Raw genomic sequence first — 12823 nt, 5'->3', positions numbered from 1 at the left:
TCGTCAACTCTCCGCGGCGCTCCGTGCCAACTCGGTTGTTACAAGCGCGTGAAGCCGCGCCGCAAGCGGCGACAGCGCCCGACTCTTCAGCGAGAGAAGGTGGTACGGCGTGACGACGATCGGCACGTCCACGGGCAGGCGCGCCAGCCCGAGACCGCCATTGTTGCCGCCGAGCAGTTCGGCAACCTCGCGGGAGAGCGGGGCGATGGCGTCGGAGGTCATCAGCAGCGCGATCATCGCCAGGAGCGAGGTGGTGTTGATGATGTTCTGCGGCAGCGGTGCCCCTGCTTCCATGAAGGCCGTTTCAACGGCTGCCCGCAGGGGCGTGCCGAGCGTCTGCATCACCCATTCATAGTCGCTCAACGCACGGATGGACAGGGAAGGGATGGCCGCCAGCGGGTGGTCCTTGCGCACGAGCAGTTCGACGACTTCGCCGCGTCCGCGCGCAATGGTGAAATGGCGGGGATCGTAAGGGTGGGGAATGCGGCCGAGGACGAAATCGAAATTGCCCGCCGACAGTTCCCGTATCAGCGCATCGCTGGGGGCGACGTCGATATGCACGTCGGCATGGGGTGAGCCCGCCTTGAGCTTGTGGATGGCCGGCATGACATAGCCGACCGCCGCACCCGTGACAGCGCCGACCCTTACCCGTCCACCCTTGCCGAGCTTGAACTCGTCGATCTCCTGCATGGTGTTGCGTACCTGGCTCAGCAGCGCTTCGGCGCGGCGCGCGATGACCTGGCCGAGATCGGTCAGTTCCATCCCCTTTGCGTGCCGCTCGAAAAGCCTGGCGCCGACGATCGCCTCGATCTGGGTCAGCATCCGCGATGCCGCCGGCTGCGTCATGGCAAGCATGGAGGCGGCGGTGCTGAGCTGGCCGTGCTCGGCGACCGCCGCGATGAGGCGGAAATGGGTGAGCTTGAGCTTGGCGGCGGCGTCGGTGAGCATCTCTGACAGGTATACCAATATAGGCATGTAGTTAAGCGCAAAATGAATTTGATTGGTATGTAACATCTCCCTAGTCTGTTCGTGGATCGGGGAGATCCGTTCACTCAAAGAGACTTGCCCGAGCGCGGCCAAAGAACCGTGCTGGAGGGCCTGGGAGGAAAGTAAATGCGAAAACTTACAGCGATTTTCACGTCGCTTGCGCTGGGTGCTGCCGTGTTCGCAGGCGCCGCGCAGGCACAGGACAAGGGTTATGTCGGCATCGCCATGCCAACCAAATCCTCCGCCCGCTGGATTTCGGACGGTGAGTCCATGGTCAAGCAGTTCGAAGAAGCCGGCTACAAGACCGACCTGCAGTATGCCGAAGACGATATCCCGAACCAGCTCGCGCAGATTGAGAACATGATCACCAAGGGCGTCAATGTTCTGGTCATCGCCGCCATCGACGGCACGACGCTTTCCAATGCGCTCGAAAACGCCAATGCGGCGGACATCAAGGTGATCGCCTACGACCGGCTCATCCGCGACAGCGAATATGTCGATTACTATGCCACCTTCGACAATTTCCAGGTTGGCGTGCAGCAGGCGAGCTCGCTGGTGGCCGGCCTGAAGGATCGTTTCCCCGATCAGAAGCCATGGAACGTGGAACTGTTCGGCGGCTCGCCCGACGATAACAACGCCTATTTCTTCTACAATGGCGGCATGTCGGTGCTTCAGCCGCTGATCGATGCCGGCGAGATCGCAATCGTTTCCGGTCAGGAAGGCATGGACACGGTCGGCACGCTGCGCTGGGACGGCGCGGTTGCCCAGTCGCGCATGGACAACCTTCTGTCCGCCTACTACACGGACAAGCAGGTGCACGGCGTTCTTTCGCCCTATGACGGCCTGTCCATCGGCATCCTTTCCTCGCTCAAGGGCGTGGGCTACGGCTCGGGCGATCTTAAGATGCCCATCGTGTCCGGTCAGGATGCCGAGGTTCCGTCGGTGAAGTCGATCCTCGCCGGCGAGCAGTATTCGTCCATCTTCAAGGATACCCGTGAGCTGGCCGGCGTCACCGTCGGCATGGTCGACGCCTTGCTGCAGGGTGGCGAGCCGGAGATCAACGACACCGAGACCTATGACAACGGCGTCAAGGTCGTGCCGTCCTACCTGCTCGAGCCGGTGCTGGTCGATGCCAGCAATTGGGAAGAAGTCCTGATCGGTAGCGGTTATTACCAGATCGACCAGATCAAGTAATACGAGGCCGGCAGAACGGTCCGCCCTCTGGGCGGACCGTGTCGGGGCGGCGCGCCCACGGGGGGCGGGCGCGCCAGCCGCTCCGGCAATCAAGGATGTTTGCGCCTGGCCCGCCATTCGGGCGGACAGAGGCGTAGATTCAATCATTTACAGCTTCCTTGTGTGGCGTCCTGAAGGACGCGCGGCGCTGTAACGCAAAAGAAGCGGAATGCTTTCGATGGAACCCATTCTGGAGATGCGCGGCATCACCAAGGTCTTCCCCGGTGTGAAGGCTCTGGACGATGTGAACCTCAGGGTCGTACCCGGCGAAATCCACGCATTGGTGGGCGAGAACGGCGCCGGCAAGTCTACGCTCATGAAGGTTCTGAGCGGTGTTTATCCGCACGGCACTTACGATGGCGACATCGAATTCGAAGGCAAGCCTGTCTCCTTTTCCGGCATTTCCGACAGTGAAAAGGTCGGCATCATCATCATCCATCAGGAGCTTGCCCTGGTGCCGCTCCTGTCGATTGCCGAAAACATCTTTCTCGGCAACGAGGTTGCGGCCGCCGGCGTCGTCAACTGGCCGGAGACCAATTCCCGCACCGACGAATTGCTGAGGAAAGTAGGTCTTCGGGAAAGGTCCTCGACCCTGGTCGACAAGCTGGGCGTCGGCAAGCAGCAGCTCGTCGAAATCGCAAAGGCGCTGTCGAAGAAGGTCAAGCTGCTCATTCTCGACGAGCCCACCGCCTCGCTTCAGGAAAACGACAGCCAGAAGCTTCTCGATCTCCTGCTCGAGTTCAAGGCGCAGGGCATCGCCTCCATCCTCATCTCGCACAAGCTCAACGAGGTGAGCCGGGTCGCCGATTCCATCACCGTGCTGCGCGACGGCCAGACGGTTTCGACGCTCGACTGCCATGCCGAGGAGATCAGCGAGGAGCGCATCATCCGCGACATGGTGGGCCGCGACATGGCGCACCGCTATCCCGACCGGACGCCGAAAATCGGCGAGACCCTGCTGGAGGTCTCGGACTGGAACGTGACCCATCCCGATCATTCCGACCGGCAGGTGATACGGAATGTTTCCTTCAAGGTATCGGCCGGCGAGGTGGTCGGTATTGCCGGACTGATGGGGTCGGGCCGCACGGAGCTCGCCATGAGCATCTTCGGCCGCTCCTACGGCAACAATATCAGAGGGTCGGTAAAGCTGCGCGGCAAGGAGATCGACGTCTCCACGGTCGGCCGCGCCATCGACAGCGGCCTGGCCTATGTGACGGAGGACCGCAAGGCGCTCGGCCTGGTCCTCGAAGAGGATATCCTGCGCAATACGACGCTGGCCAATCTGGCGCGTGTTTCGAAGAACGGTGTCATCAACGACGCCGAGGAACGCAAGGTCTCCGAGAGCTATCGCGCGGCGCTGGGCATTCGCACGCCCAGCGTCTTCCAGAAGGTGATGAATCTTTCGGGCGGCAACCAGCAGAAGGTCGTGCTGTCCAAATGGCTTTTTGCCGAACCGGAAGTGCTGATCCTCGACGAGCCGACGCGCGGCATCGATGTCGGCGCCAAGTTCGAAATCTACACCATCATCAATGAGCTGGCCGCACAGGGCAAGGGCGTCGTGATGATCTCGTCGGAGATGCCTGAACTGCTCGGCATGTGCGACCGCATCTATGTGATGAACGAAGGCCGACTGGTCGGCGAACTCGATGGGCGCGAAGCGACCCAGGAGAAAATCATGTCCATGATCGTGAGGTCATAACCATGTCCGATGCTGCCGCAAGACAAGACAAAGCGGGTCCAAACCCCGGGGAGAAAAGAATGGAAGGCGCTGCAATCTCGATCGGCGGCTATCTGAAGAACCATCTGCGCGACTACGGCATGCTCGTCGCGCTGGTAGTGATCATGGGCTTCTTTCAGGTCGTGACAGACGGGACGCTGATGCGGCCGGTCAACCTGACCAATCTGATCCTGCAGAACAGCTACATCGTCATCATGGCGCTGGGCATGCTGCTGGTCATCGTCGCCGGGCATATCGACCTTTCGGTGGGCTCCGTCGTGGGCTTCATCGGCGGGCTGGCCGCCGTCATGATGGTCAATTGGGATCTGCCGAGCTTCATCGTCATTCCGGTCTGCCTTGCGACCGGCATCCTGATCGGCGCGGCGCAAGGCTACTGGATCGCCTATTGGCGCATTCCGTCCTTCATCGTCACCCTGGCCGGCATGCTCGTTTTCCGCGGCCTGACGCTGTGGCTGCTCGAGGGGCAGTCGGTCGGTCCGTTCCCGCGCGAGTTCCAGCTTTTGAGCACCGGTTTCGTCGTCGATATATTCGGTACGGCAAAGCCGAACATCACCGCGATTCTCCTGGGCGCGCTGACGGCCGGCAGCATCGTCTATCTGGCCGTGCGCAGCCGCCGCCGCAACACCGAGTACGGCATCGAGGACGAGCCTTTCCCGTTCTTCCTGGCCAAGAACGGGCTGGTCGCCTTCGCCATCCTCTACCTGTCCTATCTGCTGTCGACCTATCGCGGCTTTCCCAATGTACTCATCACCATGGCGGTGCTGACGGCGGCTTATACGTTCCTCACCAACTCGACCACGCTTGGCCGGCGCATCTATGCGCTGGGCGGCAACGAGAAGGCGGCGAAGCTCTCCGGCATCAAGACCGAGAAGCTGACTTTCCTCACCTTCGCCAACATGGGCATGCTGGCCGCCCTTGCCGGGCTGATCTTCGCCGCGCGCCTCAACACGGCGACGCCCAAGGCGGGCGTGGCCTTCGAACTGGACGTGATCGCCGCCGTCTTCATCGGCGGTGCGTCGATGTCCGGCGGTGTCGGCAAGATCGTCGGCGCGGTGGTCGGCGCCTTCATCATGGGCGTGATGAACAACGGCATGTCGATCGTCGGCATCGGCATCGACTATCAGCAGGTCATCAAGGGGCTCGTGCTCCTCGCGGCCGTTATCTTCGACGTCTACAACAAGAACAAATCCAGCTGATGGGGCGGGACATGCATCTTTCGCAACTGAAAAAGGGCGGTGTCATCTGCCGCCGGGGCAATGATGCCCGCCTTGTGAACGGCACTGAGAGCACCTATGCGCTGGCCGTCGAGGCCATTGAAAAGGGCCTGCCGCTGGCCGCCGCGATAGAAGCACGCGGGCTGGGCGATGCCGTGGATCTGGAAGCGCTGGCCGCCCAGGGCGCGCTCGACTGCCCGGTCCGGCATCCGGACCCGGCCCACATGTTCCTGACCGGCACGGGGCTCACCCATCTGGGCTCAGCCTCCACCCGCGACGCCATGCACGCCGATGAAAAGGGCATGAGCGACTCCATGAAGATGTTCAAGATGGGCATCGAGGGCGGCAAGCCGGAAAAGGGAAAGGAAGGCGTTCAGCCCGAATGGTTCTACAAGGGCACCGGCACTTGCGCCGTCGCTCCCGGCGACCCGCTCCATTCGCCCGATTGCGCGCTGGACGGGGGCGAGGAGCCGGAGATCGCCGGCTTCTACGTCGTGGGCGCCGACGGCCAGCCGTACCGGCTCGGCTTCTCGCTCGCCAACGAGTTCTCCGACCATGTAACCGAGCGCATCAACTATCTGTTTCTCGCCCACTCCAAGCTGCGGCCCGCCTCCTTCGGCCCCGAGCTTCTGGTCGGCGACCTGCCGCGCGACATCAGGGGCACCTCGCGCATCTTGCGGGAGGGCAAGGCGGTCTGGGAAAAGCCGTTCCTTTCGGGCGAGGACAACATGTCCCACTCGATCGCCAATCTTGAATACCACCATTTCAAATACGGCCTGTTCCGCCAGCCGGGCGACCTGCACGTGCACATGTTCGGCACCGCCACGCTCTCCTTCGCCGACGGAGTATCGTGCGGCGAGGGGGACGTGTGGGAGATCTCGGCACCGGATTTCGGCCTGCCGCTGAGGAACCCGCATGGGCGCGAGAAGAAGGGTTTTGCGGCGGTGAAGGCGCTTTAGAGCGGGAGCGGGAACATGCCCGGAGACGCCAGCGCTTCTTTACCCCCTCTGCCCTGCCGGGGCATCTCCCCCTCAAGGGGGGAGATCAGCCGTCGCGATGGTCTTCGCCAATCACGAGCGTTTCAGAGTAAGGGCCGGAGCGCGCGGCCGGCGCAATCTCCCCCCTTGAGGGGGAGATGCCCGGCAGGGCAAAGGGGGGTGCGAAGGGGCGTTATCCATTCCGTTCGTTCCAACACATTCATACGGCATTCCGGCCATTGGTTCCGGAAAGGAAGCAGAAACGCATGAGCGCATTCACCCCGAAGCCCTGGCCACGCACGCTGCGCTCGCAAGAGTGGTTCGGCGGCACCTCGCGCGACCATATCTACCACCGTTCCTGGATGAAGAACCAGGGCCTGCCTGCCGATCTTTTCGACGGGCGGCCGGTGATCGGCATCTGCAACACATGGTCCCAGCTTACCCCCTGCAACGCGCATCTGCGCGACCTTGCCGAGCGGGTGAAGCACGGCATCTATGAAGCGGGCGGACTGCCGCTGGAGTTTCCGGTTTTCTCGACCGGCGAGAGCGCGCTGCGGCCTACCGCCATGATGTACCGCAACCTGGCAGCCATGGATGTGGAGGAGGCGCTGCGGGCCAACCCGCTCGACGGCGTGGTGCTCCTGGCCGGCTGCGACAAGACCACGCCCGCTCTCTTGATGGGCGCGGCCAGCACCGACCTGCCGGCCATCGTCCTGTCCGGCGGCCCGATGCTGAACGGGTGGTTCCGCGGCGAGCGCGTCGGCTCCGGCACGGCGCTGTGGCAGATGTCGGAGGCGATCAAGGCCGGGACCATGAGCCAGGAGGATTTCCTCGAGGCCGAGCAGGCGATGAGCCGCTCGCCCGGCTCCTGCAACACGATGGGCACCGCCTCGACCATGGCCTCGATGGCCGAGGCGCTGGGCATGGCGCTGTCCGGCAATGCCGCGATCCCCGCCGTCGACAGCCGCCGCCGGGTGATGGCGCATCTGTCGGGCAGGCGCATCGTCGACATGGTGAAGGACGACCTGAAGCCCTCCGACATCCTGACGCGCGAGGCGTTCGAGAACGCCATCCGCGTCAACGGGACCATCGGAGGCTCGACCAATGCCGTCGTCCATCTGCTGGCGCTCGCCGGCCGGGCGGGCGTCGACCTGACGCTGGACGACTGGGACCGGCTGGGCCGCGATCTGCCGACCATCGTCAACCTCATGCCCTCCGGCAAATATCTCATGGAGGAGTTCTTTTATGCCGGCGGCCTGCCGGTCGTCATGAAGGTGCTGGGCGAGGGCGGCAAGCTGCACCGCGATGCGCTCACGGTGTCGGGCGGCCCGGTCTGGGACGAGATCAAGGATGTGCGCAACTGGAACGAGGACGTCATTCGACCGCTCGACAAGGCGCTGACCCAGCAGGGCGGCATCGCCGTCTTGAAGGGCAACCTCGCGCCGCGCGGCGCCGTGCTGAAACCTTCGGCGGCTTCGCCGGAGCTGCTGCAGCACCGGGGCAGGGCGGTCGTCTTCGAGGACATCGACGACTACAAGGCCAAGATCGGCGACGACGCGCTGGATGTCGACGAGACATGCATCCTGGTTCTGAAGAACTGCGGGCCGAAGGGCTATCCGGGCATGTCGGAGGTCGGCAATATGGGGCTTCCGCCGAAGGTGCTGAGGAAGGGCGTCACCGACATGGTGCGCATCTCCGACGCCCGCATGTCGGGCACGGCCTACGGCACCGTGGTGCTGCATACCTCGCCGGAGGCGGCGGTGGGCGGGCCGCTGGCGGTGGTTCGCAATGGCGACATGATCGAAATCGACGTGCCGGCGCGCCGCCTGCATCTCGATATATCTGACGAGGAACTGCAACGCAGGCTCGAGGCCTGGACGCCGCTGGTCGAGCGGCCCAATGGCGGCTACGCGCAGCTCTTCCACGACCATGTGGAGGGCGCCGATACCGGCGCCGATTTCGACTTTCTGAAAGGATGCCGGGGCAATGCCGTGCCGCGCGATTCGCACTAGAGCGCCGTGCGTCCATCTGGACGCACAAGGACGCTCCAACCTTTTGAATCTACGCATCGTGCTTTCCAAAACCGATTCCGATTTTCGGACCGATGCTGCAAGGAGCGACCATGAGTGAACCGACGAAGATCGGTCTTGTCGGCATAGGCAAGATCGCTCGCGACCAGCATATCCCCTCCATCGAGCGCTCGCCGTCCTTCGCCCTGGCAGCCGGCGTCAGCCGCAATGCGAAGGTGGACGGCGTCGAGAATTTCACGGATCTGGAAGCCTTCCTTTCGGCGCGCCCGGACGTTCTGGCCGTCTCTTTGTGCACGCCGCCTTCATCGCGTTTCGAAATGGCGGTTTCGGCCATCAAGGCCGGGCGCGACGTGATGCTGGAAAAGCCGCCCGGAGCCACGCTCGGGGAGGTCGAGGCGCTGGTGGCGCTGGCCGAGCACCATCAGGTCAGCCTCTTTGCGACCTGGCATTCGCGCTTCGCGCCGGCCGTGGAGCCGGCCCGCAAATGGCTGAAGGGCAAGACGATCCGCTCGGTCGAGATCGTCTGGAAGGAGGACGTGCGGCGCTGGCACCCCGGCCAGGACTGGATATGGGAGGCGGGCGGTTTCGGCGTGTTCGATCCCGGCATCAACGCCCTGTCGATCCTGACGGCGCTCGTGCCCTCCGTGTTCGTGACCGGGGCGATACTCGAAACGCCGGAAAACCGCGCGATGCCCATTGCCGCGAAACTGTCGATGAGGAACCTCGACGGCGTGGCCGTCGAAGCCGATTTCGACTGGCGCCAGGAAGGGCCGCAGACCTGGGACATCGCCATCCGCACCGACCAGGGCGAACTCAAGCTTTCCCGCGGCGGCGCGAGCATGAGCGTCGACGGCCGCATGCGCAAGGAGGAGCCGGAGGCTGAATATGACGGTCTTTATGCGCGCTTCGCGGAGCTTGTTGCAAATAACGAGATCGATGTGGACCTCAGTCCGCTGAAGATTGTGGCTGACGCATTTCTTTGCGGCCGAAAGGTCGACGTCGCCCCCTTTCATGAATAGATAGGGCTAATGCCGAAGGCATCATTCACCCTACATCTCCCAAACCCAAGGATCCTACGATGTCCCAAAGCTTCGAGCCACGCGGAAAACATTTGATTGCCGGCGAGTGGGTCGCAGGAGACAAGACATTTGCTTCCGATCCCGTCACCGGGCCCAAGCATGAGTTCTCCGTCGGAACGGCGGCGGATGTGGACCGGGCCGCCAAGGCGGCCGAGGAAGCGTTCTGGACCTATGGCTATTCCAGCCGCACCGAGCGCGCCGCATTCCTGCGCGCCATCGCCGACGAGATCGAAGCGCGCGGCGCGGCCATTACAGAGATCGGCGTCCAGGAAACCGGCCTGCCGGAAGCCCGCCTCAACGGCGAGCGCGGACGCACCACCGGGCAGCTTCGGCTGTTCGCCGACCATATCGAGAAGGGCGACTATCTCGACCGCCGCCACGACCCGGCCAATCCCGACCGCCAGCCGCTGCCCAAGCCGGACCTGAAGCTGATGCAGCTTCCCATCGGGCCGGTGGGCGTTTTCGGCGCTTCGAACTTTCCGCTGGCCTTTTCCACCGCCGGCGGCGACACGGCGTCGGCGCTGGCAGCCGGCTGCCCGGTCATCGTGAAGGGCCATCCGGCGCATCCGGGCACCGGTGAGATCGTCGCCGAGGCCATTGCGGCGGCCATCGAGAAGACGGGACAGAACCCGGGCGTTTTCTCGCTGATCCAGAGCAATAGCAACGAGGCAGGCGAGGCGATCGTCACGCATCCGCTGGTCAAGGCGATCGGGTTCACCGGGTCGCTGGGCGGCGGGCGCGCGCTGTTCAACCTCGCTCAGGGCCGCGACGAGCCCATTCCGTTTTTCGGCGAACTCGGCTCCGTCAATCCGCAGTTCCTGCTGCCCGCCGCCCTCGGCGCGCGCGGCGGAAAGATCGCCGAAGGCTGGGCGGCGTCGCTGACCATGGGCGTGGGCCAGTTCTGCACCAATCCCGGCGTCGCCATCGCGCTTGCCGGAGACAATGTCGACGGCTTCGCGCAAACGGCCAAGGGCGTGCTGGAAAAGGTCCTCGCACAGCCCATGCTGACCAGCGGCATCGCCGATGCCTATCGGCGCGGGCGCGACAAGGTGGTGGGCCTCGGCTGCGCCAAGGCCACGCTCGGCTCCACCGGCGAGGGCCGCAACAGCGGCCCGGACCTGCTGGAGACGACGGGCGAGGACTGGCTTGCCAATCCCGACCTTCACAATGAGGTCTTCGGCCCGCTGGGGCTTCTGGTCCGGGTCAAGGACGAAGAGGAGATGCGGGCGGTGGCGCACAGCCTGGAAGGTCAGTTGACCTGCACGCTGCACATGGACGACGCGGACCGGACGCTGGCCGCCTCGCTGATGCCCATCCTCCAGCGCAAGGCCGGACGTCTCATCGCCAACGGATTTCCGACCGGCGTGGAGGTCAGCGACGCGATGATGCACGGCGGTCCCTATCCGGCCAGCACCAATGTCTCGACCACCTCGGTCGGCACGCTGGCGATCCGCCGCTTCCTGCGTCCGGTCGCCTTCCAGGATATGCCGGCGGCGCTGCTGCCGGCCGATCTGGCGGACGTCTGACGGAAATGAGCGGGGCGGAGCCTCAGGCCTTTTGTGCTGCCATAGATTGGGGCACGACCAACATGCGGCTGTGGCTGCTGGGCGGTGAGGGCTCAGTTATCGCCCAACGCGCCAGCGGCGAGGGCATGCGCGCCTGCATGCCCGACCGCTTCGAGGCGGTCATGGAGACGCATCTTTCCGTCGTGGGCGCACCGGACGATCTGCCCGTGATCGTAAGCGGCATGGCCGGTGCGCGCGGCGGCTGGGCGGAAGCGCCGTATCTCGATGCGCCCGCGGACCTGCGCGACCTCGGGCGGAACGCCTTGCGCGTTGTGTCCGCGCGGCGCGATGTGCGCATCCTGCCCGGCGTCTGCCAGCGCATGGCGGGGCGGGAAGACGTGATGCGCGGCGAGGAAACGCAACTGGCCGGCGCGATGGCGACCGGCACGGGATCGGGCCTTTTTTGCCTTCCCGGAACCCATTCGAAATGGGCGAGGCTTGAAGAGGGACGGCTGACCGGCTTCACCACCTTCATGACCGGCGAACTTTATGCGCTGATGCGCCAGCACTCGATCCTGCGGGACACGCTAGGCGAAGGCGATGCCGATCCGGGCAACCCGGCGTTCGGCGATGCCGTTCGCGAGATGCTGTCGGGGGATGCCGTCACGGCGGCGCTTTTCTCGCTGCGCGCGGCAGCGCTTTTGTCGGGGACCGCTCCCGAGGAATTGCGGGCGCGGCTTTCCGGCCTGTTGCTTGGAAGCGAGATAGCGGCCGCAATTCGCCAGGAGAGGCCGGATGAGGTTCAACTGGTTGCCGCAGGCGGCCAGGCCCGGCTTTACGAAACCGCCTTCGAGGCCGCCGGCATCGCGGGCCGGACGCTCGACGGCGCGGAACTCGTGCGCCGTGGATTGTTCGACGCGGCGTGTATTCTTTGGCCCGAAAGGATTGCTCCATGACCGGAACCCGTATTGCGTGGCCGAAGCTGCGCCGCGATCTCGTGGCGATCCTGCGCGGGCTGACGCCCGATGAAGCGCCCGGCGTCATCGATGCTCTCCTGGATGCGGGTTTCGAGGCGATCGAAGTGCCGCTGAACTCGCCGGAGCCTTTCCGCACGATCGAGCAGGCCGCGCGCAATGCGCCCGAGGGTGTGTTGATCGGCGCGGGTACCGTCCTCACTGTGGAGGACGTCAAGCGTCTTCATGAAGCCGGCGGGCAGCTGATGGTTAGTCCCAATGTCGAGCCCGAGGTCATCCGCGCGGCGGCGTCCCATGGCATGGTGACGATGCCCGGCGTCTTCTCGCCCACGGAAGCGCTGGCTGCCGTCAAGGCCGGAGCATCCGGCCTGAAATTCTTTCCGGCAAGCGTGCTGGGACCGTCCGGCATCAAGGCCGTCAGCGCGGTCCTGCCCGCCGATGTGCCGATCGGCGCGGTCGGCGGCGTCTCCGACAAGGACTTCGCTGCCTACAAGGCCGTCGGCATACGTACTTTCGGCCTGGGTTCGAGCCTGTACAAGCCCGGCGACGGTGCCGTGGAGACCGCGCGGAAGGCGGGGGCGGCGGTGGCGGCTTATGATGCGGTGTTCAGCGGGTAGGGCACCCTGCCGCCACGTTCGCGTGGCGGGTCTCAGCTTGCGTAGACGGTGCCGAGATCGGCAAAGCCCTTTATCTCTATGGGATTGCCGAAAGGATCGCGGAAGAACATCGTATTCTGTTCGCCCGGCTCGCCCTCGAAACGGGTGGTCGGGGCGATGATGAAGTCGACGCCGGCGTCCTTAAGGCGGGAGGCGAGCGCCTGCCAGTCGTCGCGCTGCAGGATGACGCCGAGATGCGGCATGGGCACCATGTGCTCGCCGACCTTGCCGGTCGCCGCCGTGGCGAAAGGCTCGCCCAGATGCAGCGATATCTGATGGCCGAAGAAGTCGAAGTCGACCCAGCTCGGCGCGCTGCGGCCTTCCTTGCATCCGAGCAGGCCGCCATAGAAGCGGCGGGCTTCGTCGAGGTCGGTCACGTTGTAGGCCAGGTGAAAGATGGATCGCATGCGGCGCACTCCTGAAATGCTTG

Annotated in this window: 11 protein-coding genes; 9 read left to right on the top strand and 2 right to left on the bottom strand. The window is 64.4% G+C overall.

Translation table 11 applies throughout. The annotated features are described in order from the left end of the window. Positions 1–3 precede the first annotated feature (3 nt). Entirely contained in the window at positions 4–975 is a 972-nt protein-coding gene (locus tag N1058_RS01780) for a LysR family transcriptional regulator (RefSeq protein ID WP_265515759.1), read from the bottom strand. 138 nt (positions 976–1113) lie between these two features. On the opposite strand from N1058_RS01780, the gene chvE reads away from it, so the two are divergent. The 9 genes from chvE (at position 1114) to N1058_RS01735 (ending at position 12354) form a co-directional block, all read left to right on the top strand. Next, the gene (gene chvE / locus N1058_RS01775) at positions 1114–2181 is read left to right on the top strand and encodes a multiple monosaccharide ABC transporter substrate-binding protein (RefSeq protein ID WP_265515758.1); all 1068 of its coding nucleotides are present in this window, start codon (positions 1114–1116) and stop codon (positions 2179–2181) included. 217 nt (positions 2182–2398) lie between these two features. Beyond that, positions 2399–3919 (top strand): multiple monosaccharide ABC transporter ATP-binding protein, encoded by a 1521-nt coding sequence (gene mmsA, locus N1058_RS01770; protein ID WP_265515757.1) that lies wholly within the window; start codon positions 2399–2401, stop codon positions 3917–3919. A gap of 59 nt (positions 3920–3978) precedes the next feature. Then, positions 3979–5154, top strand: a complete 1176-nt coding sequence (gene mmsB, locus N1058_RS01765) for a multiple monosaccharide ABC transporter permease (protein ID WP_265515756.1) — start codon at positions 3979–3981, stop codon at positions 5152–5154. 11 nt (positions 5155–5165) lie between these two features. Beyond that, positions 5166–6131, top strand: coding sequence for an AraD1 family protein (gene araD1, locus N1058_RS01760; RefSeq protein WP_265515755.1), 966 nt, complete (start codon positions 5166–5168; stop codon positions 6129–6131). 284 nt (positions 6132–6415) lie between these two features. Continuing rightward, a complete protein-coding gene (araD, locus tag N1058_RS01755; protein WP_265515754.1) occupies positions 6416–8161 on the top strand; it encodes an L-arabinonate dehydratase in 1746 nt (581 codons plus the stop codon). A gap of 110 nt (positions 8162–8271) precedes the next feature. After that, positions 8272–9198, top strand: coding sequence for a Gfo/Idh/MocA family protein (locus tag N1058_RS01750; protein ID WP_265515753.1), 927 nt, complete (start codon positions 8272–8274; stop codon positions 9196–9198). Positions 9199–9257: 59 nt separating this feature from the next. Beyond that, positions 9258–10784 (top strand): aldehyde dehydrogenase (NADP(+)), encoded by a 1527-nt coding sequence (locus N1058_RS01745; RefSeq protein ID WP_265515752.1) that lies wholly within the window; start codon positions 9258–9260, stop codon positions 10782–10784. Between the two features lie 5 nt (positions 10785–10789). Next, the gene (locus N1058_RS01740) at positions 10790–11719 is read left to right on the top strand and encodes a 2-dehydro-3-deoxygalactonokinase (RefSeq protein ID WP_265515751.1); all 930 of its coding nucleotides are present in this window, start codon (positions 10790–10792) and stop codon (positions 11717–11719) included. Then, positions 11716–12354: a 2-dehydro-3-deoxy-6-phosphogalactonate aldolase gene (locus N1058_RS01735; RefSeq protein WP_265515750.1), complete on the top strand. Its 639-nt coding sequence runs from the start codon at positions 11716–11718 to the stop codon at positions 12352–12354. The genes N1058_RS01740 and N1058_RS01735 overlap by 4 nt, the downstream gene beginning before the upstream one ends. Positions 12355–12386: 32 nt before the next feature. Here the strand turns inward: N1058_RS01735 and N1058_RS01730 are convergent, their stop codons facing one another. Continuing rightward, positions 12387–12800 carry a VOC family protein gene (locus N1058_RS01730; RefSeq protein WP_265515749.1) on the bottom strand — a complete coding sequence of 138 codons (414 nt, stop codon included), beginning with the start codon at positions 12798–12800 and terminating at the stop codon, positions 12387–12389. Between the last annotated feature and the right edge of the window lie 23 nt (positions 12801–12823).

The organism is Nitratireductor luteus (assembly GCF_026162365.1).
Lineage (GTDB): Bacteria > Pseudomonadota > Alphaproteobacteria > Rhizobiales > Rhizobiaceae > Chelativorans > Chelativorans luteus.
Note: the sequence above shows the minus strand (reverse complement) of the source record. Positions and strands in the feature narration are given on the sequence as shown.